Source organism: Agrobacterium sp. 22-3639C2 (genome assembly GCF_053522105.1).
Genome location: NZ_JBNWDB010000005.1, coordinates 616936 through 639829, shown reverse-complemented (window position 1 = coordinate 639829; position 22894 = coordinate 616936). Strand labels below are relative to the sequence as shown.

The 22894-nt window shown below is 59.6% G+C and carries 16 protein-coding genes; 14 read left to right on the top strand and 2 right to left on the bottom strand.

Annotation, left to right across the window (positions count from 1 at the left end):
• Positions 1-37: 37 nt before the first annotated feature.
• Complete coding sequence (gene tssH, locus ACQZ6D_RS23250) at positions 38-2707, bottom strand: type VI secretion system ATPase TssH (RefSeq protein WP_448729992.1); 2670 nt, start codon at positions 2705-2707, stop codon at positions 38-40.
• Between the two features lie 220 nt (positions 2708-2927).
• Between tssH and tssA the strand changes: the two genes are divergently transcribed.
• The 14 genes from tssA (at position 2928) to ACQZ6D_RS23180 (ending at position 21590) form a co-directional block, all read left to right on the top strand.
• The gene (gene tssA / locus ACQZ6D_RS23245) at positions 2928-3983 is read left to right on the top strand and encodes a type VI secretion system protein TssA (protein ID WP_448729993.1); all 1056 of its coding nucleotides are present in this window, start codon (positions 2928-2930) and stop codon (positions 3981-3983) included.
• Positions 3984-4048: 65 nt separating this feature from the next.
• Positions 4049-4558, top strand: a complete 510-nt coding sequence (tssB, locus tag ACQZ6D_RS23240) for a type VI secretion system contractile sheath small subunit (RefSeq protein ID WP_013760989.1) — start codon at positions 4049-4051, stop codon at positions 4556-4558.
• 96 nt (positions 4559-4654) lie between these two features.
• Positions 4655-6136: a type VI secretion system contractile sheath large subunit gene (tssC, locus tag ACQZ6D_RS23235; protein ID WP_004431481.1), complete on the top strand. Its 1482-nt coding sequence runs from the start codon at positions 4655-4657 to the stop codon at positions 6134-6136.
• Positions 6137-6191: 55 nt separating this feature from the next.
• The gene (gene tssC / locus ACQZ6D_RS23230; protein WP_448729994.1) at positions 6192-7586 is read left to right on the top strand and encodes a type VI secretion system contractile sheath large subunit; all 1395 of its coding nucleotides are present in this window, start codon (positions 6192-6194) and stop codon (positions 7584-7586) included.
• Positions 7583-8404 carry a type VI secretion system accessory protein TagJ gene (locus tag ACQZ6D_RS23225; RefSeq protein WP_019566786.1) on the top strand — a complete coding sequence of 274 codons (822 nt, stop codon included), beginning with the start codon at positions 7583-7585 and terminating at the stop codon, positions 8402-8404. The genes tssC (ACQZ6D_RS23230) and ACQZ6D_RS23225 overlap by 4 nt, the downstream gene beginning before the upstream one ends.
• On the top strand, positions 8397-8906 hold the full coding sequence (gene tssE, locus ACQZ6D_RS23220) for a type VI secretion system baseplate subunit TssE (RefSeq protein WP_013760992.1): 510 nt from the start codon (positions 8397-8399) through the stop codon (positions 8904-8906). The genes ACQZ6D_RS23225 and tssE overlap by 8 nt, the downstream gene beginning before the upstream one ends.
• The gene (tssF, locus tag ACQZ6D_RS23215) at positions 8899-10680 is read left to right on the top strand and encodes a type VI secretion system baseplate subunit TssF (protein ID WP_111796486.1); all 1782 of its coding nucleotides are present in this window, start codon (positions 8899-8901) and stop codon (positions 10678-10680) included. The genes tssE and tssF overlap by 8 nt, the downstream gene beginning before the upstream one ends.
• A 9-nt stretch (positions 10681-10689) precedes the next feature.
• On the top strand, positions 10690-11694 hold the full coding sequence (tssG, locus tag ACQZ6D_RS23210) for a type VI secretion system baseplate subunit TssG (RefSeq protein ID WP_121557554.1): 1005 nt from the start codon (positions 10690-10692) through the stop codon (positions 11692-11694).
• 4 nt (positions 11695-11698) lie between these two features.
• A complete protein-coding gene (locus tag ACQZ6D_RS23205) occupies positions 11699-12904 on the top strand; it encodes a type VI secretion system-associated FHA domain protein (RefSeq protein ID WP_448729995.1) in 1206 nt (401 codons plus the stop codon).
• Positions 12894-14234, top strand: coding sequence for a type VI secretion system baseplate subunit TssK (gene tssK, locus ACQZ6D_RS23200; RefSeq protein WP_065662019.1), 1341 nt, complete (start codon positions 12894-12896; stop codon positions 14232-14234). The genes ACQZ6D_RS23205 and tssK overlap by 11 nt, the downstream gene beginning before the upstream one ends.
• The gene (tssL, locus tag ACQZ6D_RS23195) at positions 14231-15742 is read left to right on the top strand and encodes a type VI secretion system protein TssL, long form (protein WP_121557553.1); all 1512 of its coding nucleotides are present in this window, start codon (positions 14231-14233) and stop codon (positions 15740-15742) included. The genes tssK and tssL overlap by 4 nt, the downstream gene beginning before the upstream one ends.
• A complete protein-coding gene (gene tssM, locus ACQZ6D_RS23190; RefSeq protein WP_448729996.1) occupies positions 15739-19218 on the top strand; it encodes a type VI secretion system membrane subunit TssM in 3480 nt (1159 codons plus the stop codon). The genes tssL and tssM overlap by 4 nt, the downstream gene beginning before the upstream one ends.
• Positions 19219-19300: 82 nt before the next feature.
• Positions 19301-20713 carry a type VI secretion system-associated protein TagF gene (tagF, locus tag ACQZ6D_RS23185; protein ID WP_448729997.1) on the top strand — a complete coding sequence of 471 codons (1413 nt, stop codon included), beginning with the start codon at positions 19301-19303 and terminating at the stop codon, positions 20711-20713.
• The gene (locus ACQZ6D_RS23180) at positions 20703-21590 is read left to right on the top strand and encodes a protein kinase domain-containing protein (RefSeq protein ID WP_026331016.1); all 888 of its coding nucleotides are present in this window, start codon (positions 20703-20705) and stop codon (positions 21588-21590) included. Before tagF ends, ACQZ6D_RS23180 begins: the two co-directional genes overlap by 11 nt.
• Positions 21591-21601: 11 nt before the next feature.
• Here ACQZ6D_RS23180 and ACQZ6D_RS23175 read toward each other — a convergent pair whose 3' ends face one another.
• Complete coding sequence (locus ACQZ6D_RS23175) at positions 21602-22738, bottom strand: polysaccharide biosynthesis/export family protein (RefSeq protein WP_013761001.1); 1137 nt, start codon at positions 22736-22738, stop codon at positions 21602-21604.
• Positions 22739-22894: the final 156 nt, after the last annotated feature.

Below are 22894 nucleotides of genomic sequence, written 5' to 3'. Positions count from 1 at the left end.
AAATGACCTCTTGCTCCGAGGCCGAGTTACCCTTCGTTTAATGCCGCATGCGTCGGGTAGCCCCATCCGACGCGGCAACTTTATCCACCCCAACCTCTTCGGTTACGGCGAATTCATCTGCTTCCCCAGCCTCTTCGGCACGAATGCCGAACCCGTTTTCACCAAAATCGACAACAATGTTCCCGACACGCTCTCCCGCGATTACCTTTTCGAGGAAAAAGCTGGAAAGAGGCGGCAGGAGGTCCTTGCCGATCATGATTTCAATGGCGCGTGCGCCAATCTCACTTGCACCGGCGCGCGCCACCAAGGCATCTCGCGCCACATTGGACAGGGTCAGGCCGGTGCCATATGTTGCGAGCACACGTTCCCTGATCTTGCCAATCTGCATATCCACGATCCTTGCAAGCGCCTCCGTACCAAGCGGCATGAAGGGAAGAATGATCGTGCGCCCGAGGAACGCGGGCTTGAACTGTTTGGTAAGCTCCGGCATCAGAAGCGCTTCCAGCGCTTCGCCTTCCGGCATCGTGTCGGGATCGGCCGACAGCGCCGAGAGCAACTCCGAGCCTGTATTGGCCGTCATGAAGATAGTGGTGTTCTTGAAATCCACGTCGCGGCCTTCGCCATCACGCAACACGCCCTTGTCAAACACCTGATAGAAAATGTCCTGGACGCCGGGGTGAGCCTTGTCGATCTCATCCAAGAGCAGAACGCCGAACGGCCGACGGCGCACCGCTTCCGTCAACACGCCGCCTTCGCCGAAACCGACATAGCCGGGCGGCGAACCGAGAAGCAGCGAAACCTTATGCTCTTCCTTGAACTCCGACATGTTGATCGTCGTCAAATGGCTGTTGCCGCCGTAGAGCATATCGGCGAGCGACAGCGCGGTTTCGGTCTTTCCTGTTCCGGACATGCCAACAAGGAAAAAAACGGCCGGCGGGCGGCGCGGATCGGATAATCCGGCCCGCGCAGTGCGCATGGCATCGGCAATCCGTGCAATTGCAGCATCCTGCCCCACCACCCGCTGCCGCATACGCGCATCGAGTGTCCGGGCACTTTCGATCTGGTCCGCCAGAAGTTTGCCAAGTGGAATTCCGGTCCATCGCGAAACGACGGCGGCGATCGCCTCACGATCAACGACCGTCGGGACAAGTCTCTCGGCATTTGCCGGTTTTGCCTCAACCGCAGGCCGCAGGGGAGAGACATTGGAAACATCGCCTTCAACCGGCTGCTCTTCGCTTAGCTCAGCCATCTCCGCGTCGTAACGGCTGCGCAGATCATCGATCCCACTCTCAAGCTTTTCGACTTCGCCCCGTATCGACTGGATACGGCTGTCAATCTCGCCATCCTGCGGTTCACGCAGAAGCCAGTTCAACTCATCGGTGAGAAGGCGCCGCTCGCTTTCCATAGCGCGCAGCCGCTCCGGCTCGGTCTGCCGTGCCAGTGAGACGGCAGCCGCGGCCGTATCGAGAAGGCTGACGGCCTTGTCCGGCAACTGCCGCGCGGGCATGTAGCGTGCGGATAATTGCACCGCGGCCACGACCGCCTCGTCACGAACGACAACGTTGTGATGGCTGACGAAGCTGTCAGCGACACCGCGCAACATACGTATGGCGGTCGTCTCATCCGGCTCGCGCACATGTACAGGCTGGAAACGACGGGTCAGCGCCGCATCCTTTTCGAAATACTTCTTGTATTCGCTCCAGGTCGTCGCCGCGACGGTGCGCACTTCACCCCGCGCCAGAGCGGGCTTGAGAATATTGGCCGCATCGCCCTGCCCGGCCGCACCACCCGCACCAACGAGACCGTGGGCCTCATCGATAAACAGGATGACCGGTTCGGTAGAACGTTTGACCGCATCGATTACGCCATGAAGGCGGCGCTCAAACTCACCCTTAACGCCGGCACCGGCCTGAAGTAGCGAAATATCGAGGTTCAGCAGGCGGACATTGCGCAACTTTTCCGGAACGTTGCCAGACGCGATTTCCAGCGCCAGCGCCTCGGCAACCGCCGTTTTGCCAACCCCCGCCTCACCTACCAGGATGGGATTGTTCTGTCGGCGGCGCGTTAGAATATCAACGAGCTGGCGTAACTCATCATCGCGGCCGATAACAGGATCAACCTTGCCATTGCGGGCATCTGCGGTCATGTCCTGGGTGTAAAGGCGCAAGAAATCATTCTGGCCTGCAGACTGTCCTGTCCCTGCCTGCCCAGAGCCTGGCAGCGCGGAAGGAACATCCACGCCTGCGCCATTTTCAGTCGAGTTGCGAAGACGCTCAAGCGCGGTGCGATCCATCGCCTTGAGAGAAGGAAATGCCGAGCGGACGAAAGAGCGAAGTGAGGTTTCCTCATCCATCGCCAACAGAAGATCGCAAAGCGTAACACGGTCGCGGCCAGCCTCCAGCGATGCGAGAATCCATGCCTCCCGGGCTGCCGTGAGGATGTTCTGGGAGAGCGACAATGCCTCTCCGTCGCCGATGATGGACTCCTCCAGACTGCGGCTGATTTCAGCCTGCAATACCGGAAGTGGAATTTTTAATTCCTCGAATGTTTTCGCATAGATGCCGGAGTCCACAACCGCAAGCAGCCAATGCGGGATATCCACGTATCTGTGCCCCATGCGCACCGCAACAGAAGCCGCAGCTTCAAGGGTAACACGCAGGTCTGGCTCAAGCGCTCCAACAAGGCGGTTGAGATCGATATGCGACATGCAATGAGCCTCCTGCCCGGGTTCATTCCACAACGTGACGTGGAGTAAATATGATGATGAAACCAACTTGTCCACCCCGAAGTTGATTTTTTGTCAGATGAGATTATCCACTAGACGCCACAATTTAGACACATTTAGAATAAGTCTGTCTTATGAATAGCCTTACGTAAGGGAAGTAACTACAAAAAATCCATTACTATTTCTCGGAGATAGACTGCCATTGAACGCGCCGAACGTTAAAACAGATGTAGAATTTCTGAATGACTGTGGAGAAAATATCCGGGTCAACGCAAGAACGCGTGAAATATACTATAGGATTAAGGATGAAAGAAACCAAGCTCGTACAGAAGAGCGCGCCGCTTCTCCGCAGGATAACCTGAAAATATCCAGTAGCTGGGATAATGTCAGCAATCTTGGATTGCAGATTATATATTCCGAAAGCAAGGATGTTGAAATATTGGCGTGGCTTGCGGAAGCATCGCTGCGCCTGCGCGGCTTTCATGGTCTGCGCGAAATCTACGACCTCGGCAAAGAGCTGTTTTACAACCACTGGGACTCGCTGCGGTCAATCAGCGACGATAATGACGAAGAAAAATTTGCACCTTTAGCGGGATTGAACGGTGTCGGCAGCGAAGGAACGCTTGTTCAGCCTTTGCGCCTCGCCTCATTGATCCCAGGCGGCAAATTTGGCGAACACAGCCTATGGGACTTTCAACTCGCGCAGCGCCCAAATGAGAGCAAACGTCGCGAAGAGCTATATCGGCTTGCGTCTGAAACTGGCGTTGCCGCCATGTCATCCCAGTTGGCAGAGGTGACTGCGTGCCTCTCCTCGTTTGATGCCATCATGGCCATCCTTGCCGAGCGCTGCGGGCAATCCGCACCACCGAGTTCCCATATCCGCAACACGCTGGTCGAAGCAGCGTCTGCAATTCGCTCGCTCGGCGGGCGTGACCAGGAGCCGGCATCCGTCGAACAGGAACCTGTGGGCATCAGCGCTTCAGACGAGAGCGGGCCGGCGGCCGCGCGGCCCGCCGTGACCGCACCGGAAGGCATATTATCGCGCGACGAAGCATTTGAAACTCTTCTCTCGGTTGCGCGTTACTTCCGCCGTACCGAGCCGCATTCACCGATCTCCCTTGCCATAGAGACACTGGTGCGCAGGGGACGCATGGATTTTTCGGAACTGCTGGCCGAGCTTTTGCCGGAAGCCCAGGTTCGCAACGCAGTCTTAACCGCCGCCGGCATCAAGCCAAGCGGAGAGAGCAACGGAAAATAGAAAGCGCGGAGCGCGACGCCGCTCCGTAACAGTCGTCTGTGCCAAGGGGCACCAAGGAGGTTGAAATGGCAAGTGTACATGAGAAGCTGGAGCGTGTTCGCAAACCACGCGTTCACATCAAATACGAAGTCGAAACCGAAGGCGCGATGGTAGTCAAGGAACTGCCTTTCGTGGTCGGTGTGCTCGGTGATTTCTCCGGCAATCCCACCCAGCCGCTCAAGCCGTTCGGGGAGCGTAAATTCGTTCAGATCGACCGCGACAATTTCGACGAAGTCATGCGGCGCATGACGCCCGGCCTCAATATTTCCGTTGCCAATACGCTGCAAAAGGATGGCACGGACATGCAGGTCAACCTGAAGTTCGAAAGTATGGATGATTTCGAACCCGGCGCTGTCGTGCAGCAGGTTCCGGCGCTCAAGGCGCTTTTGGATGCCCGCAACGAACTGCGCGACCTTCTTTCCAAGGCCGACCGTTCGGAAGATCTGGAGCGGATGCTGGAGGATATTCTGCAAAACAAGACCGACCTCGCAACGCTGGTTTCCGAACTCAAGGAAAAGAACGGCGCGAACGAATAATCGCCTGTGTGGAGGAAAATCTCCTCGAACGGCCCCGCTTGGGGCTTCTAACTGTTCAAGCGGCATTTTCAAAGCCGCATGTGGAAGGACTGAAACATGAGCGCTGAGAGCCTGCTGAAAAATGAAGCACAGGCAACGACCGCCGAAGATCAGGGACTGCTGTCCAAGGTGGTTGCCGCTACCCGTCAAACCGAACCGGACCGCGCGCAGAACCTCCTGCGTACGCTGACCGATCAAGCACTGAAGGGGACGGTAAAATATGATCGCAACCTCACCGTCACCCTTAACCACGCGATCGCGGAGCTGGACCGCACGATTTCCGAACAGCTCGCCGCTATCATGCAGGCGCCCGAATTCGCCAAGCTTGAGGGCACTTGGCGCGGGTTGAACTATCTCGTCAAGAACTCCGAAACGAGCGTCAACCTCAAGATCCGCGTCATGAATGCCGGCAAGCGTGAACTGGCGCGCGATCTCGAAAAAGCCGTCGAATTCGATCAGTCCCGCCTCTTCAAGGCGATCTATGAAGACGAATTCGGCACCCCCGGCGGCGAACCGCTCGGCGCCATTATCGGCGATTACGAATTCGACAATTCCTTCGATGACGTCCAGCTGCTGCAAGGCGTCTCATCGATCGCGGCGGCAGCCTTCGCGCCATTCATCTCTGCTGCCAGCCCGCACATGTTCGGTTTCGAGGACTATCGCGATCTCGCCCGTCCGCGCGATCTGGAAAAGATTTTCGACACGGTCGAATATGCCAAGTGGCGCAGCTTCCGCGAAAGTGACGATTCCCGTTTCGTCACGCTCGCTCTTCCGCGTGTGCTGGCGCGTATGCCCTACGGCCCGAAAACCAACCCGATCGATGACTTCGCCTATGACGAAACCAAGGGTGCGGTGAATGGTGACCTTGAGCATGACGAATATTGCTGGATGAACGCCGCATACGTGATGGGCACCAAGCTGACCGATGCCTTCGCAAAAAGCGGCTGGTGTACGGCTATCCGAGGGGCTGAAAACGGCGGCAAGGTGGAAAACCTGCCCATGCATGTCTTCTCCAGCGATGACGGCGACCTGGATCTGAAATGCCCGACCGAAGTCGGCATTACCGACCGCCGCGACGCCGAACTCGGCAAACTCGGCTTTCTGCCGCTGTGCCACTATAAGAACACGGACTATGCGGTGTTCTTCGGCGCCCAGACCGCGCACAAGCCGAAGCTCTACGACAAGCCGGAAGCAACGGCCAACGCCGCCGTTTCGGCACGTCTGCCCTACATCATGGCCACGTCGCGTTTCGCGCATTATCTCAAGGTCATGGGGCGCGACAAGATCGGCTCCTTCATGGAAGCGTCCGATTGCGAAGTCTGGCTCAATCGCTGGATCGCCAACTACGTCAACGCCAATGACGAGGCGGGTGAGGAAAGCCGCGCCAAATATCCGCTGCGCGATGCCAAGGTGACCGTGCAGGAAGTGCCCGGCAAACCCGGCGCCTACAATGCGGTCGCATGGATGCGGCCCTGGTTGCAGATGGAAGAACTGACGACCTCGCTGCGCATGGTCGCCCGTATTCCGTCGAAGAACTGAGCCTGGTGCGGGGTGCTCAGCCACCCCGGCCCCGTTCATCATCCGGAGCACACTCATGGCGCATCAGTCCTTCACGGACGCCCGTATTTTCGCCGACCAGCTCATCGCCCTCATCGACGATGCGCTGACCGGCCAGGTGAACGCTATTCTCCACCATCCCGATTTTCAGGCGATGGAGGCGAGATGGCGCGGGCTTGCCATGGTCGTGCGCGAGGCGGGCCGCAGCACCGACGTGAAGGTGAAACTGCTGAACGCCAGCTGGCGCGACCTTGCCCGCAACACGGAACGCGCCACCGACTTCGACCAGAGCCATCTTTTCGAGGTCGTCTATAACCGCGAATTTGGCATGCCGGGCGGCGAACCGGTCGGCCTTCTGATCGGTGACTACGCCTTTTCCCCTGATGATCTTGATGGTGCCGATTCCATCACAACGCTGTCACAGATCGGCATGGTGGCTGCGGCCGCCTTCTGCCCTTTCGTAGCGGCGGCTTCGCCCTCCACCGTTGGGCTGCAGGACTTTTCGGAGCTCAGCCGGGTATATGACTTTTCCTGGCTGAAACAGGAGAAATCGCGGCTGCGGTGGAATGCGCTTCGCGCACGCGACGATTCACGCTTCGTAGGCCTTGTCGCACCGCGCGTTTTGCTACGTTCTCCCTACAGGCCCTATGCGCGCGGGCGGGATGACGGATTTCCATTCCGCGAGCATGTGGCGGAAAGCGGCGAGACCCTGCTGTGGGGCAACGCCGCCTTTGCCTTCGCAACGGTTGTGGTGCGCAATTTCGTCGATTCCGGCTGGTTTGCGGATCTGCGCGGTGTGACACAGGACGCCGTGGATGGCGGCATGCTCTCTGCCCGACAATTGCCACCGCTTGATCTCGGCATCGAGAGTAACGGCCTGTCCGCCCAGCCGCCCGTGGAAGTGCAACTGACGACTGGGCAGGAACAGCAATTTTCCGATCTGGGCATCGTACCCGTCTCCACAACCTATCTTTCCGGCATGGCGATCTTCAACGCCAACCAATCCCTGCATGCACCCGGCCATTACTCCACCGAAGCGGCGAGGCAGAACGCCCGCCTCGCTGCCATGCTGCAATATGTGCTGTGTGCCTCCCGGTTCTCGCATTACCTCAAGGTCATCATGCGCGATGACATCGGCCAGCTCAGCGATGCCACGACCATCGAGCGTAAACTGGAAAGCTGGCTTTCCTCCTATACGCTCGGCAACGACGATGCGGAGGCGGCGTTGCGCACGCGCTATCCGCTGCGCTCTGCAGGGATCAATGTCTTCGAGGTTCCCGGCAAGCCCGGAACATTCTCATGTACCGTCCGCCTTCAGCCGCATTTCCAGCTCGATGACGTCTCCACGAGCTTCCACCTCATTGCCGAAACCATGATGCCGGCCACCGCCGCATCCCGGCCTTCGGCCGAGCCGCAAAGGATATCCGCATGACGCTGCGCGACGAAATTTCCCGCCTCCTGGACGACAACCAGCTGCAAGACGCAATCGGGCTCGCGCGGGACCATGTGAAAACCAGGCCGACCGACAAGGATGGCCGCCATTTCTACATCGATCTGCTCGTCCTCGCCGGCGACTATGAAAAGGCCGATGCGCAATGCAATCTGGCCGCAACATTCTCACCGCAGGACAGCGTCGGTTTTTCCCTCTTCCGCCACCAGCTGCGCGCCATGGCCGCACGCAATGCGTGGTTTGAAAGCGGCGCCGTACCGGATTTCCCCGGCGGCCCCTCCGAACTTGACCAATTGGCCATCCGGGCGAACATTGCCGAGCGGAGCGGCGATGTCGAGGGCGCGAAAGACGCGTTGAATGAACTCGACGAAAAACGCGGCAATGTGCCAATCGGCCACGACGGCAAGAGCGCCGGCGACATCCGCGATCTGGACGATCGGGTTCCGCATGCGCTGGAAGTCCTGACCAACGGCGGACGTTATCTCTGGATCGATTACGGACGCATCGAGAGCCTCAGCATCGACCCCATGAGCCGCCCGCGCGACCTCGCCTTTCGCGGCGCCGAACTGACGTTGCGCGACGGGGCAGTCGCATCCGTACTGCTTCCTGCGATCTATCACGGTGCGGGTGACGATGTCGGCCTCCTTCTCGGTCGAGAAACGCACTGGAGTGAGGGTGAACCACTGATAACCGGTCTCGGCCAACGCTGCCTGCTGATTGGCGACGATGTTGTGCCGTTCCACGAAATCGGCGCGCTTTCCGCCCTGTCCGACGAAGAAAGGCAGATCGCCCGTGGTTGATCCGCTGGAGCAATATCGCGCACGGCAAAGGACGCTGTCGCGCTCGGTTCTGGACCGGCTGCTCGATGACGCGCCGGATGCGGAAACGGATATGCTCGTCAGCCTGAAGGATCAGGCCCGCGAGATGCGCGAGGTGATCCGCCGCGACCTCGAGGCATTGCTCAATACTCGCCGCAACCCGGCCGGCCCGCCGGCTGCGTTGAAGGAACTGTCCGATGCCCTCGTAAGCTACGGCGTGGACGGCATTCTTTCGGCCAATCTGGTGACGGATGCCTCCAAGGCGCGACTCGCTCGCAGCATCGAGCGGCGGATTTCCCTGTTCGAAACACGCCTTGCCGACGTGCATGTGACGATCCTGAAAAACCGCACGGATGGTGACCGGGCGCTTCGCATGCGCATACAGGCAAGCTTCCGCCTACAGGAAGGCATGCCGCCGATCAGCTTTGAATCCCGGATCGATCCTTCCACGCAGCAATTCCTGGTGGAGGCGACGAATGGCTGAAGGCTTCCTCGAAAAGTACAATGACGAGCTTTTTGCGCTGCGAAAGCGCGCATCTCGTTTCGCGGCGGCGTTTCCAAAGATCGCCGGCAGGCTGCGGATGACGGGCGACGTTGCCGACGATCCGCATGTCGAGCGTCTGATCCAGAGTTTCGCCTATTCCGCCGCCCGGGTGCGCCAGAAGCTGGATGACGAATTCCCCGAACTGTCGGACAGTCTGCTGGAAACGCTCTATCCGCATTATCTTGCCCCGATCCCTTCGATGAGCGTCGTGCAATTCGCTCCGAGCCCGGCGCTGGCAACCGTGCAGACGCTTCCCCGCCACAGCGAAATTCTCGCCGAACCGGTTGGCGGCGAAAGCTGCCGTTTCCGCACCACGCAGGACGTCGAGATCCTTCCACTGGAGATCGCAGCTGCCACACTCACCGGTCAGCCGATCGATGCCCCTTTTTCGGCGTCCTTTGCCGGCACGGCCAGCTGTTTGAGGCTTTCGCTACGCAGCACGGCCCCGCGCAGCGGTACTTTCCCGGAAATGGGACTGACGAAACTCCAGATTTTCCTGTCCGCCGCATGGCAGCAGGCGACAGCGCTTTACGAGCTTTTGACCAACCATTGCGTCGGCATGGCGCTTGCGCGTCACGCCGAGGACAAGGAAGCCGTTTTCCTGCCCGCCGGAAATCTTACGCCGTCCGGGTACTCTCGCGATAAAGCCATGCTGCCATATCCAGCCAACAGTTTTGATGGATACCGGCTTCTCACCGAATTCTTCGCGCTGCCGCAGAAATTTCTGTTTCTCGACATTGACGGCCTGCAGAAATGGGGCGGCGGCGACTGCGAGCTATACATCTATCTGGATGCGGCCGACACGCGGCTTGAGCGCATGGTGTCGGTCAGAGATTTTGTGTTGAACGCCTCACCGGTGATCAACCTGTTCAAACAAAGCTGCGAACCGCTCAGTCTTGATGGTACGCGGACGGAATACAGGCTTCTGCCGGATGCACGGCGGCAGCGGACGCGCGAGATCTATGCCGTTGAAAACGTCCAACTGACCAGCCGTTCCGGACAGACCGAGAAGACGTCTCCGTTTTTTGGTCGCACACAGCGCAATAATGGCGCAAACGTTTACTGGCAGATACAGCGCCGGTTCGATGATGACGGCTCTTCCGATACGGACATCGCCTTCGTGGATCAGAAGCGCGGCCCGCTTGGGCCGCTCGACATGGTGGCAAGCATTGATACACTTTGCCTCAACCGCGAACTGCCAAGCCAGCTTCCCTTTGGCGGCGGGCACCCATTCCTGCAGCTTTCTACCGGCAACGAGGCGGTGAAATCCATCCATGCGCTGATGCCGCCGACGGAGGCGATCCGCGTCAACGAGCGTTCGGCACGCGAGTGGCGGCTGATCTCACATCTTCTCCTCAACCATCTCTCGCTCACCGACAACGGCGGCGCGCCGCTGAAGGACATTCTCTCGCTTTATTCCTTCAGGGACAGCCCGGAAACCCGACAGATCGTGGAGGCGATCAGCAATGTCGAGGCGCAGAATTCTCATGCCCGGATTGGCTCGGCAATGGTACCGGGAACAGATATCACGGTGGAGTTTGACCCGGCACTGATCGCGCGACCTGCCGCATTTGTTTTCGCCGGCGTCCTCAACCATTTCTTCGGGCTCTACACCTCGATCAACAGTTTCACGCGACTGACGGCGACGATGCGCGGCCACTCCAAACCGATTGCCCGCTGGCCAGCCCGCGCGGCCGACCGGCCGCTGCTTTAGGAGACGGGTATGTTACAGCAGACGCCAACCATCAAAGACCGACAGGCGGCGCTTCTCAGCGACGATCCCGGCCGCTTTGACCCTGCAACCGCGTTTCGCGTCGCCCAGTTCGTCTCGCCGGATGACGCGATCGTCATCGGTGCTCATGGCGGAATACAGCCGACACCGCTTGCAGTCAGCGGTTTCAGCCGAAAGCGCGGTCATGCCGAACTGAAATCAGCTTTCGCGCCCATCGTCGGCCCGCTTGGTTCGCTACCGCCGGCATACGGCGAACTGCTGCAACGGGAAGAACGCAATCGTTCGGGCGCGCTGGCCAGCTTCTTCAACCTTTTTGCGGCAAGGTTCAGCGAACTGTTTGTATCCGCGACGGAAAAATACCGTCTTGCAAGGGGTTTGCGCTGGTCGGCCGATCAGAGGGACAACGGTTTCCGCAAAACACTGCTCGCCCTCATCGGGTTCCGCACTGCCAGTCTGGTCGAGAAAGCAGGCGTGAGCGAAGACGCGCTCCTGCGTTTCAGCGGCCTTCTGGCCGGCCGCAACCGCAATGTTTCGGCCCTGACATCAATGCTTTGCGAATTCACGGGACTTCCGGTCCATATCGAACAGTTTCGCCGGCGTTGGGTGGCTTTGCCGCTTCACGAACAAAGCCAGCTGGGGCAGGCATCAGGACTGAGGCTCGGACAGAACACCACAGCGGGAAGCGCTGTCGAAGATATGAGCGGCGGCTTCCGGGTCGTGATCGGTCCTGTCGCCTATGCGGATTACCTGGCCCTCACGCCCGGTTCGAAACGGCTTGCGGAAATATTTTCTCTGACACGCCTGTTCGTCGGAAGCGCATTGCACTTCGATGTGCAGGTGATCCTGAAAAAGGAGGACATTCCGTTTTGCCGCCTCGGCCAGTCCGATGCTCCCGCCCGTCTCGGCTGGAACAGCTGGGCTCGCGTGGCACCCGCCCAACAAGACAGCGCTGACGCTGTGGTGACCGAGCGGGAAGGCTCGGCGATTTCCACGTGAGGGCATGGATATGAAGCTTGCACTCAAGGACACACGCAATATCGGAGCAGCAAGAGCCAGTCAGTGGACCTTCGAGCGCGGCCGCCGCGTCATTGGCCGTTCGCGGGAATGCGACTGGCAGATCGACGACAATGAACGGCGCGTTTCCAAGCTGCACTGTACACTCAACCGCGATGGCGAAGGCTTCACGATAATGGACCAGAGCGCGAATGGCACGCTGGTCGATGGCCGCCTGCTGCTCGAAGGCGAAAGCGCACGTCTCCGCGACGGTTCGCAAATCAACATTGGCGGGCAGGTTTTTCAGGTCGCCATCAGCGGCGATGCCGAACTGGATTTTTCCGACCCCGACGCATCCCTGCGAATGAGCGACGAGCCGCTGACCATTTCGGCGATCCTTGCGGACATCGCCCCGAACGGCCGTTCGGCCGGCGGCATGATGGGCAACACTGCCTCTGTCGACGACTGGTCCGAAACATGGCGCGAGGGCGCCAAACGGAAGGCGAAATCCATTTCGCGAAATGTCGAGATCGGCTGGAGCGAACCGCCCGCGGCGTATGGAATAAGTGCCATTCTTCCTGATAACTGGGATGAGGAGCCGGTTGCAAGCAGCGAGCACGAACATACCGACGCGCTAAACACGCCCGTAATGATCTCTCGTCCGGTTTCGGCCGCCGGTGGCGAAGATTTCGACAGTGTTTTCCCGGAGACGGAAGAAGACTTACGAGCGGAGAACGCACCGGCTGCAGGCGTTTCTACCGCGCAGGAGATTGGCGGTCTTCTGACCACGCTGGAGCAGGAAAGCGCCGATTGTCTGGCCGTTCTCGAACTCGAGAGCGAGCGCGCTGGCCAAGGTTCGTCAGCCTCCTTGAGCGAGCGGATGGAAAGGCTCATCCGCCAGCAGCGGCAACTTGCCTACGCGCTTGAAACCCTGATCCATGGTTGCACGCAAAGGCTCGAGCCGAGGCTTATCGAGGCGTCTGTCGACGCCGGCAGCGATTTCCGGGCAAAGATCGGCCGCCGGGACTGGCAGGGGCTAATCACCAAAACAGACTATTGGTCCGCCTACAAAAAGCAATTCGAAGAAAACGGCCGTCCATTGCCGGTCAGGCAGTTCCTGCAGCGCGCAGCGCGTGGTGAAGCCGCGCCGGGACGGCAGACTGACGCGGCCACAGCCGATGCCAAGGGGGTAAATGACCACGATGAGACATGAGAACCGTGTAGCCTGGAGCGAGGGCATGTTTCTTCGCGTCCAGCATTTTCAGCAGTCCGACCGTTGGACCGAACGCCTGGTGCGCAACACCACACGCAACCTTTCGCCCTATCCGTGGGGCGTCGCCGAGATCGGGGTCGATCGCAGCGCCTTGTCGATAGGGCAATTCGCTCTGTCGAACCTGCGCGGCATTCTTCCAGATGGAACGCCCTTCGAGGCGCCTGAAGATTCCGACCTGCCGCCGCCGCTCGATCTCGATGAAAGCGTCAAGAATGCCATCATTTATCTTGCCCTGCCGGCTCGGCAACCGGGCAAGGCCGACATGTCCGCCAGCGGCCACAATGACACCAACAATGTGCGTTTCACCGCATCCACCTATGAAGTCTCCGATACCAATATAGAGACGGATTTCGTGGCCCCGATTGATGTCGGCCGCCTGAGCCTGAAGTTCCTCAAGACCGGTGACGATCTTTCAGGTTATGACCTCATCGGGCTGGCGCGGGTGATCGAAGTCCGCTCCGACCGTGCGGTCATTCTTGATCCTGATTTCATCCCGCCAAGCCTCAGCTGCGCGGCTGCGCCCCGTCTCAACGAATTGCTGACGGAGCTTCTGGGGATTGTGCGCCACCGCGCCCAGGCGATCGCCGAACGCATCGGTGACCCGACGATCCGTGGAACGGCGGAAGTGGGCGATTATTTCCTGCTGCAGATCCTGAACCGGGCCGATCCGCTACTGGCGCATCGCTGTGCCAACGCTACGCGTTTTCATCCCATCCGCTTTTACGAAGACTGCATCCAGCTTGCCGGCGAGCTCGCCACCTTCACCACGGATAGAAAGCGGGCGACAGATTTCCCGCCCTATCGACACGACGATCTGAAAGCCACCTTCGGCGCTGTGTTTGATGATCTGCGCACCTCGCTGTCTGCGGTTCTGGAACAGGCGGCCGTCGCAATCGAACTGGTGGAACGCCGTCATGGCGTCCGCGTCGGCACTATCCACGACCGCACGCTTCTGCGCGACGCCGGCTTCGTTCTTGCCGTGCGGGCGGATATGGCTGCCGAGGATATTCGCCGCCGCCTGCCGGCACAGATCAAGGTCGGTCCGGTGGAACGGATTTCCGAACTGGTTAATGTGGCACTGCCGGGTATTCCCGTGCGGTCCCTGCCGGTTCTGCCGCGGCAACTACCCTATCGATCCGGCACCGTTTATTTCGAGATCGACACGCAGTCGCCGCTCTGGAAACAGCTCGATACTTCAGGGGCGATTGCCCTGCATCTGGCGGGAGAATTTCCCGGGCTTGAAATGGAAATGTGGGCATTACGCGAATGAGCACGGAAAACCCCTCTTCCTGGCAAGACTTGCCAACGGTGGTCGAGATCACCGAGGAAAGTCGCCGGCGCAACCAGAACGCCCGCAACATGGCGGCAATCCTGGAGGACATCGTCGAGACCGACGAGCCGGCAGGCCCCGGCAGGGCAAAGGCGACTGCCATGCCGGTCGAACAGCTGCTGACCGGTTTCCACTTCGGCGGCGAGGAGGTTCCGACACTTGTGCAATCGGCAGCTCCCCTTCTCAACCTCGCACATCTGCTGCGCTTCAGCGATGCCGAGCCGGATCCCGACCAGCTTCGCCGCGCCTGCGTTGAAGCAATTACACGCTATGAACGCGACCTCGCCTCCGCCCGCATCAGCCCCGAGCGGGCAAGGGCTGCGCATTATGTCGTCTGCGCGACGGTCGATGACGTCGTTCTCAGCAAGCCTTGGGGTGTGCGGGCAGGCTGGGCGCGCTCCGGGCTCGTTTCCACGTTCCACAATGACGTCACTGGCGGCGACCGGGTTTTCGACATTCTCGACCATTTCCACCAGTCGCCCGGCGCCAACAAGGATCTGCTGCTTCTGATCTATCTGTGCTTGTCGCTGGCTTTCGAGGGACGAACCCGCGTTTCACCGAAAGGAGCGCTCGAGCTTTCACGCATCCGCGACAGCCTCTACAAAACGCTGATCGGCCAATATGGCGCCTTCGAACGGGAGCTTTCTCCGCATTGGAAAGGTGTCGATGCCCGACATACGCCATTGCGCGCGATGGCGGCGCTCTGGACCCTGCTGTCGCTGATGGCGCTCGCCTTCGCGCTCGGTTATCTCTTCTTCACGCTGTCGCTCAACAGCGCATCCGATGTCACCTTCGAAAGACTTGCTCATCTGCCGCCGAACGAAACACCGAGCGTGTTGATCGCAAGCCCTCCTGCACCAACGCCGCCGCCAATTGAAGTGGAAACTCCCCGCGTCGTTGATCCACCCAAAATCGTGGAGCCGAGACAACCCTCCCGGCTTGAAAAGCTGATGGCCTTCCTGCAGCCAGAAGTCGACAGGAAGCTCGTGACCCTTGCGGATGTGAACGGGCGGCTGCGGGTTCGCATCAACAATTCGGGCCTGTTCACGACAGGCAGCGCCGATGTCAGCCCGCAGTTCCGCGATCTCATCCAGCGTATCGGCGGCGCGCTTGCGGCTGAGAAATTTCGTGCGGTGGTCATCGGTTATACCGACACCGTGCCGATCAAGACGGTGGAGTTTCCATCGAACTGGCACCTTTCCGAGGCGCGCGCCAAGGCCGTTGGAGACATTCTTTCCCAATTCACCGGCCCTGAAGCAATCCTGACCGAAGGCCGGGCCGACAGCGACCCGATCGCCGACAACAAGACGGAAGAAGGCCGTCAGATAAACCGCAGAACAGAAATCATGGTCCTGACCAATCCCGATGAAAAACTGAGCGATGCCGGCATTCTCTCGCCGCCCATACAGAACAGCCCGGGACAGCAGCCGGGAGAGACCCAGCCATGAATCCATTGAGCTATTTTTATACGATCCGCTCCTATGTAGAGAGCTATGCGGCCCTCGTCGGACGACGTTTCCTGTCGCTTTTATGGGTGATAGCGCTCTGCGTCGTCATCTGGTTCTACGGCTATCTGATTGCGCTCGGCGATTTCAAGCCGCTTGGAACGGTGCAGGCCCGGCTCATCGCCATCGGCATCATCGTCGCCATCTGGCTGGTCTACATCGTCGTCACGATCTACCGCGGACGCAAGCAGGACAAGGAACTCGTCGACAGTATCGAGCGCGAGGCGCTGGCCAATCGGCAGGCGGAAATCGGCGAAATCCAGACACGCCTGAAGGAAGCGCTCGCTCTCTTGCGACGCGTCACGAAAAAGCGCTTCGGTTATATTTACGACCTGCCCTGGTATGTGATCTTCGGCGCCCCCGGTTCCGGCAAGACGACGGCACTCACCAATTCCGGCCTGCAATTTCCGCTTGGCGATGCGCTCGGCGAAAATGCGGTGAAGGGCATTGGCGGCACGCGCAACTGCAACTGGTGGTTCGCCGATGAGGCGATCCTGATAGACACCGCCGGCCGCTATACCACGCAGGACGATCTCGACGGATCCTCAAAGGCCGGCTGGGAAGGTTTTCTCAGCCTCCTGAGGCGATATCGCCGTTCGCAGCCGATCAACGGCGCATTGGTTACCCTATCCATCCCCGATCTGCTCAACCGTGATCCCGAAGAACAGCGGCAGGAACTGCGCTCCATCCGTCAGCGGCTTTCGGAACTCGACGAATATTTGCGCGCTCGGGTCCCGGTCTATGTCGTTCTGACGAAGGCCGACCTGCTGCATGGTTTCGTGGAGTTTTTCGACGGTTTCAACAAGACCGATCGCCAGCAGGTTTGGGGCACAACCTTCAAGCTGGATGAGAGCTACTCCGCCGAGAACCTGCCGCAGCGCCTGACGGAAGAATTCGAGCTTCTGCAGCAGCGGGTTGATGCCATGCTGATCGAACGCCTGCAGCAGGAACAGAATGCGGAGATACGTGGACGTATCTTCCGTTTTCCGGCCGAGCTGGCGCGGCTGAAAGACCGGCTGCACGAAGCCCTTGCCGAGCTTTGCGCAAGTTCGCCGCTCATTGAGGCGCCGCTTCTGCGCGGCGTTTATTTAGCGTCGGGAACGCAGCCGGAAACGGAAAGATCTCCCGCATCCCCCAGAACCCGCCGGAGCTACTTCCTCTCGCGGCTGTTCAAGGACGTCATCTTCCCCGAAGCCGCACTGGTGATGCGCGACAAACGCCTTTCCGGGCGGCAATTGCTGGTGCGGCGCATTGCCTATGGCGCATCCGCCGCCGCGGTCGCCATTGTCTTTACTGGCTGGATTTTCACCTATTTCGCCAATACACAGGCGCTCGCCGAAGCGGATCGCAAACTTGGCGCTTATGAGCAACTCGTTCAGGGAATTCCCGTACGAGAGGTCGCAGATGCCGATTTCCTGCGCATCCTCCCCGCGCTCGACAATCTGCGCGATGCCAATTCCGGCTTTGCCCGCGAACGCATGTGGAATGTCAGCTTCGGTCTCGATCAGGAAGACAAGATTGCCGGGCGCCAGCGTGATGCCTATCAGCGCGCGCTCAACGCCCTGCTGCTGCCGCGCATGATCGTGCAGCTGCAAAAGCAGCTAAAGGAAGAAAAGGATGTCACCCGCACGTTCAATTCGCTGAAACTCTATGGAATGCTGGGCGGGATGGGTGCACTGGACCGCGATTTCCTGACCGTGCAGACGCATCTGATGTTCGCATCGCTTTACCCTGGTGATGGACGGGCAGCGGTGCGAGAAGCGCTTGACCAGCACGCAATGGCACTGGCCGACGGCGTGCTTGCCCCGATCGAGCTCGATGCGCGGCTCATCGCTACCGCCCGCGAAACGGTCCGCGATCAAGCGATCGGCACACGCACCTATGATATTCTCGCCGGTCTTCCACAGGTGCGCGAACTGATGGAATGGACACCCGCGACGGCTTTCGGTCCTCTTGGAGAGCGTGCTTTCGAGCGTCGCAGCAAAGCGCCTATGGTGGAGGGCATAGAGGGCCTATTCACTGCGGATGGATATCACCGTGTCGTCATTCCGCAAGTCGCTCATGCCGCCCGCATCGCACTTTCCGAAGGCTGGGTGCGTGGTTCTGATGATGCCATCAAGGGCGCGACTGTGGAGCAGGTGGCGCAGGCCACGCTACAAATCTATTTCGACCGTTTTGAGAAAAAATGGGTTGATATGCTGGCCGACCTTCGGGTCAAACCGTCCCAGACCCTCGGCGACGCAGTGGAAACGACCCGCGCGCTTGCCAATGAGCGCAATATCGTGATGGAGGCTGCCAGATCGATCGCGAAGGCGACCGATCTCCGCCCCGGAGCAAACCCCGCCACCCTCGCCTCCGCTGCGGAAGGCGACGCAACCACAGCCGTTATGGTGGCCTCGGTGAATGCGTCCGATCCCTATGCGAGACTGCGCGACATGCTGGCGACGAAAGACGCAGCCACAACGGGCGAGCAGGCCAATGGCGACAAGACCGGTGGTTCGCCATCGGAACAGTTGCTCGCGCATTTCAAGCTGCTGAACGAACAGCTTGCCCGCTCGGCAACAACCTCCGATGAAGTCGCCAAGGTGTTCGACGTGGACAGCCAGCTCACCAAGGCCAATCAGGACCTGCTGCAGCAGGCCCGCGAACTGCCGGCACCGCTCGACGTCTGGGTGGCAGGCGTGGCAGCGGATGTCGGCTCGCTCGCGGTGAAGTCCGCTCGCAGCCGCATTGCCGAACTCTGGGCATCAGATTCAGCCTCCCTGTGCTCTTCGATCGTCACCGGTCGTTATCCCTTCGACCGGACTTCCGCGCGCGATGTCGCCATTGCGGATTTCACGCGTCTCTTCGGGCCGGCAGGGGTTTTCCAGAGTTTCTTCAAACAGCGCATGGAACCGTTTGTCGACAAGACGACGACCCCATGGAGCTGGAAGGGTACCTTTGGCGCGACCGGCCTTCCCAGCAGCGCCGTCGCCCAGTTCGAAAATGCCGACAAGATCTCGCGCGCCTTTTTCCCGAATGGTAGCGAAACGCCGGCGGTTTCGATCAATGTCAAACCCGTCTCCCTTACCAATGCATCCAGCGCGGTAATGCTGGAGATCGAGGGCGAGCGGGTCGTTTATTATCATGGTCCGGTCCAGGCGAAATCGATCACCTGGCCCTCGCGCGAAAACACGGCAAGCCTGTCGCGCATCGCCTTCCAGCCCGGCGGCTGGCAGCAGGCCAAAACCGAAAATGGCGACTGGTCGCCCTTCCGGCTGTTTGACGGTGCCGATATCGAGAACCAGTCGGATGATCTGCTGAGGGTGCGGTTTGAGAATGGCGGACAGGCTGCCGAATTCGATATTCAGTTCGGCTCGGTTCTCAATCCGTTCAAGCTGGATGCAATTGCCAGCTTCGCCTGCCCCGCGCAGTTCTAGTGACGGACCGGAATGCTGATGTTTCAAAGGAGGGGATTAGAATGAAGGCAGGCACGATAAAGACAGCGGGTCATCGCAACTGATGGCCGATCAGGCATCAAGGTCCACGCAAACGACGACGGAAAGCGATCGCATCGGTTTCTTCGGCAAGGTCCCAAGTCATGGCGATTTCATCTCCGATGGGCTCGAGCGGGAATTGATCGGTACCTTTGACGGCTGGATGCGATCCGGCATGTACGCCGGTGCGGATATGTTTACGGGCCGATGGCCCGAAATATTCTCTTCGTCGCCACCCATACGCTTCATCATTGAGCGCGGCATATGGGGAAACTGCGCCTATGTCGGTGTACTGGTGCCGAGTGCGGACCGGGTGGGACGCAAATATCCGCTCGCCATCATCGCGCAGCTCAACGGCTTCCGCGAACATCCACGAAGCCTCTATCTCGACGACACCTGGTTCATGGCCGCGGAGGCGCTGGCGGAGACATCGATGACCCGCGATTTCAACATCTCCCGGTTTATTACTTCGATCAAAAAACTACGTCTGCCAAAATCGCGGGAAGAGGAGGATGTGCCGGAAATGGTGCGCGGCCGTATGCCGACGAGCCTCTGGTGGTATATCGACCCGGTCAGCCGTCGTGCCCGCGGCCTCAAATTTGACGGCAAACCCAAAGACTACGATTTCGTGCGCCTCTTTAGCGACATGCCGGGCAAAGGCGGCGAGGACCGTTCAACGCCAGCGCCAATTCCAGCAACGGCGCCGGAGGGAACAAAACAGCAAATGCCGCCCGTGGCGCCAGCGCCTGCGCCGGCAGCGCAACAGCCGTCATCTGTGACCTACAGCTATGCCACACACCCTGGAACGCGGCTTTCCCTGAATGCGGATGCTCTTTTCGTTTCCCAGACACCTTCCCTCTTCGCCATAGCGGATGGCCAAGGTGATTCGCACAGCGCTGCAGAGGCCGCCCGTCTCGCCACGAATATTCTTGCGGAAACGCCAGATGCCGAAAACCCGGAGATGATGGCGCAACAGATCAGGGGAAGGCTTGGCACCATCAACAGCCTGCTCCTCTCCCGCCAGACGACCGGTGCCGATGTCAGGCCGATGGCCAGCGTCGTCATAGCTTCGATCATCTCGCGCAGGCTGAGCGTCCTGTGGTCTGGTGATGCGCGCGCCTATCTCCTGAAAAACGGCACCATGCACCAGCTTTCGCGCGATCACGTCGTTGTCGGCATGAAAAAGCAACTCTCGCAATGTGTCGGGCTTTCCCAGCAGTTCCGGCCGGACATCGTTTTCGAGGAGTGGGGTTTGCAGGACAGGGTCCTGCTGTGCAGTTACCCGCTGGTGCAGATCCTCCGGGACCGTGCCATCGCCGAGATCGTCTTCAACACCCCGGTCAAGGATTGCGCCAATGCCCTGGTCCAGGAAGCTCTCATCGAAAACGCCCGCGAGAATATAAGCGCTATTGTGATTGGAAACCGGCGTGAACAATGAACTTGCCTATCCGGAGGTAGCCGCACGCTTTTCCGACCTTTGGCGAAGCATCCGCCATGAGGGCACGCGGCAAAGAAGCTATCAGGAGCAGCAAGACCTGATCGACCAGATCCGAAATGCGCTGGATCGAAAATTACCAGATATTTCTGGCGAAAAACCGGACTGGATTGCGGACAGCTTTGCCGTGAATTTCACAGCTTACCAGAGCGAGACGACACTTTTGCTCCAATTGCGCCACCGCGATCTCGGCTCGCTGCACGCGCTCAAAACCGCGCCGCCCGCCCGCAGGGACGACACCGTTTTGCTGCACCGTTTATGGGACGAGGCCGAGATCGGGCTCGCGCTGCGCCATCCCTGCCTTGTGGAAACGTCCGCCCTTTTGCGGTTACCCGATGGTCGGCCGGGTCTGTTGCAGCCGTGGTTTGCGCACTCACTGGCATCGATCATTTCTGCGCAACCGATTGCCGCCTCGGAGGCGATCGTGATCCTTCGCCGCGTGCTGCAAGCGCTGAGTGCAGTGCATGCATTTGGATATGTGCACTGCGACGTCACGCCCGCCAATATTCTGCTGTCGGATGGTAAGTTCGAAACGGCAAGACTGGGCGACTTCGGCATCGCCCTGCAGATTGGTCGTAAACACGCCGGACAGGGCCTGCGCTTTGCTGCCTCAACTGAATTTTCGCCGCCGGAACAGATGCAAGGCGCACCTGCAAAGCCGGATCAGGATATATATGCCGTGGGAAGGCTCGCCAGGCGGCTAATCGAGACGGATAAGGCACAATCACCGCAATGCCTCGCAGATCTTGCGGACGCCTGTTGCCATTATGATCCCGCTTTGCGCCCACAATCGGCAATGGAAGCTTTACAGCTTCTGTAACGCCTCATTGGTCAGTTGCCGCCGCCGGGAAGCGGCGCCGCCGCAGTCGGCACACTCTTCTGGAACACGGTCAGCAGCTTGGCCGAATCCACCAGCGGCGCGTTGCTGGCATAGAGCACATCGCCCTTCTGCATCTGGAAAAGCTGCATGAGTGCGATGCTGGAAGCGTCGCGCATGTTGACGTGATATATCACAGGGCGCATGGTCGTGGCCGTAGCGACCGGGCCTTTCGCGCCCGGTATCCTTGCGGCTGGAACCTGAACAATCTCATTGCGGAAGACATAGACATTGCGCGCGTCTGCGCGGTCATCCAGCAAGCCACCGGCGCGGCCAACGGCCTGCGCAAGGGTCAGCTTTCCGGCTTCAAACTGGAATTCACCGGCACTCTTGAAGGCACCGAGTGCGGTGTAGCTCGCCGCGTCGCCATCGATCATGATCTGATCATCCGGTGACAGGCGGATGTTCTGACGGTCTTCCCGCATGACGCGGTCAAGAGGCACGCTGGCCCTTTGCGAGCCGCGAACGACAGTGACCGTGGCCGCGCCCGCAGCGACAGTAGGGCCACCTGCTTGATTGAGCGCATCGAGCACCCGCTCCTGCCGGGCGGTGAGCACGATCTTTCCGGGATTTTTCACCGCGCCGCTGAGCATGACGGCGCTCGTCGGCTTATCAACGACAGTAACGACGGCCTGCGGATTCACGGCCGACCCCTTGAGGCCGGCAACGACCTGCGATTGCAGCCCTTCCGGTGTGGAATCAACAACCCTCTGTTTGCCAACAAAGGGAATATTCACCGAGCCGCTCTGATCCACTGTAAAGCGGCCGAGATTAAGCGTCTTGCTCTGTGTCGGGGAGAAAAGTCCGTCTTCTCCCGTATCCAGCACGGTAATGTCGATAACGTCGCCGCGCCGCAATCTCTGGGAGTTGTAACCGGTGTTGCGAAGCGCGGTAAGGCCGGGCCCGGAGGCGTTCTGTGTGCTTGCGGCGGAAACCGTGGCTGCCGATGCGTTAGCCAGCTCGATGACGGGGATTTTCTCGTTGGTTCGCGGTAAAGTCGCAGACCGGATATTGCCTGCGGTCGGTCCGTCAGATGGCTTTGCACATGCGCTCAAAAGAGCCATCAGCAAAATCGCCCCCAACTTTTTCATCCCTCGTCCCCTCAATGATTCAACCTGACGCAGAGATAACATCCCGACACGTCATCGCAACAACTTTAGCGGTTGCAATTTATGGAAAACCTTCTGTCGAAAGAAAGGGTGTGACCATTCCGCAACCTTTTTGGATCCGGCCGAAGCAAACTCCTA

Bases quoted from the DNA above. Each gene is read 5' to 3' on its own strand.
- tssC (WP_004431481.1), top strand. From the start codon at position 4,655: ATGAGCGCTGAGAGCCTGCTGAAAAATGAAGCACAGGCAACGACCGCC.
- ACQZ6D_RS23175 (WP_013761001.1), bottom strand. From the start codon at position 22,738: ATGAAAAAGTTGGGGGCGATTTTGCTGATGGCTCTTTTGAGCGCATGT.
- tssH (WP_448729992.1), bottom strand. From the start codon at position 2,707: ATGTCGCATATCGATCTCAACCGCCTTGTTGGAGCGCTTGAGCCAGAC.
- tssB (WP_013760989.1), top strand. From the start codon at position 4,049: ATGGCAAGTGTACATGAGAAGCTGGAGCGTGTTCGCAAACCACGCGTT.
- tssG (WP_121557554.1), top strand. From the start codon at position 10,690: ATGTTACAGCAGACGCCAACCATCAAAGACCGACAGGCGGCGCTTCTC.
- tssL (WP_121557553.1), top strand. From the start codon at position 14,231: ATGAGCACGGAAAACCCCTCTTCCTGGCAAGACTTGCCAACGGTGGTC.
- ACQZ6D_RS23205 (WP_448729995.1), top strand. From the start codon at position 11,699: ATGGATATGAAGCTTGCACTCAAGGACACACGCAATATCGGAGCAGCA.
- tssM (WP_448729996.1), top strand. From the start codon at position 15,739: ATGAATCCATTGAGCTATTTTTATACGATCCGCTCCTATGTAGAGAGC.
- ACQZ6D_RS23225 (WP_019566786.1), top strand. From the start codon at position 7,583: ATGACGCTGCGCGACGAAATTTCCCGCCTCCTGGACGACAACCAGCTG.
- tssC (WP_448729994.1), top strand. From the start codon at position 6,192: ATGGCGCATCAGTCCTTCACGGACGCCCGTATTTTCGCCGACCAGCTC.
- tssK (WP_065662019.1), top strand. From the start codon at position 12,894: ATGAGACATGAGAACCGTGTAGCCTGGAGCGAGGGCATGTTTCTTCGC.
- tagF (WP_448729997.1), top strand. From the start codon at position 19,301: ATGGCCGATCAGGCATCAAGGTCCACGCAAACGACGACGGAAAGCGAT.
- tssF (WP_111796486.1), top strand. From the start codon at position 8,899: ATGGCTGAAGGCTTCCTCGAAAAGTACAATGACGAGCTTTTTGCGCTG.